The sequence below is a fragment of the Herbiconiux daphne genome (assembly GCF_024979295.1).
Classification (GTDB): domain Bacteria; phylum Actinomycetota; class Actinomycetes; order Actinomycetales; family Microbacteriaceae; genus Herbiconiux; species Herbiconiux daphnes.
In genome coordinates, this window is sequence record NZ_JANLCJ010000297.1 from 1 (window position 1) to 796 (window position 796).

Here is a 796-nt window from a genome sequence, read left to right on the forward strand (position 1 = left end):
TCTTTGCTTCTGGATGCTTACAACTATTGCGGATTGGTGGAGGGTATGCTACTATTGACGTTCACTATTTCATCCATCTATTCCATGACCAACACATTACCAGAAACAAATCTCAAAGTCAACCATTGACAACATACCCTAATCATGCTATAGTTATTACTCATTCACAAACATGAGGAAATACCTATGGAACAAGTCAACATCTTTTCGTTAGGCCGTCGTTTACAGGCTTTTCGAGTCGATGCTCTGGACATGACACAAAAGGACTTTGTGGAAATGTTCGATGTCAACGATAAAACTCTATCAGCATTCGAAAACGGTCGAGCTAATAGCATTCATCACATAGCTATGTACGTGCGAGCGTGTAACAATGATGCTAAACTATTAGCTGAACTTTCGGAAATCCTGATTTCTAAACTGCAACACGAGGACACTTTCTAATGGTCACTAAAACAACTGGCTCAGGAATGGGTAAACTGATGGACTTGCTTAACCAGCTTGCCATTGCTCAAGCCCAAATCAACATGCAAGCGCAAGCCGTCACCGCCGACGTTCAGTTTTCTAAACGCCTTATTGACGCTGCAAACAAACGCCTAAACCGTCTGGTTGCCGCTGGTCACGCTGAATCTGACTTTATTTCTCGTGTACTCAAAGACGGCAAGTTTTCGGTACGTGGTAAAACCGGGGCGGCTCGTGAAGTCGAAATAGCTCGTGTCCTAAACTTCATGCGAGCGGAACAATCCACGCTCAAAGGGGCAAAAGCTGTTGTAGCTCGTGCGGCTAACTCTCTCGGTAT

At 44.3% G+C, this 796-nt stretch carries 2 protein-coding genes; both read left to right on the forward strand.

What is annotated here, in order from left to right; translation table 11 throughout:
- Positions 1-186: 186 nt before the first annotated feature.
- On the forward strand, positions 187-441 hold the full coding sequence (locus tag N1032_RS24795; protein WP_259543189.1) for a helix-turn-helix domain-containing protein: 255 nt from the start codon (positions 187-189) through the stop codon (positions 439-441).
- On the forward strand, positions 441-796 hold a 356-nt coding region (locus N1032_RS24800), incomplete at its 3' end, for a hypothetical protein (protein ID WP_259543190.1). The genes N1032_RS24795 and N1032_RS24800, both read left to right, overlap by 1 nt.

Coding starts and splice junctions, on each gene's coding strand:
- N1032_RS24795 (WP_259543189.1), top strand. CDS start 187: ATGGAACAAGTCAACATCTTTTCGTTAGGCCGTCGTTTACAGGCTTTT.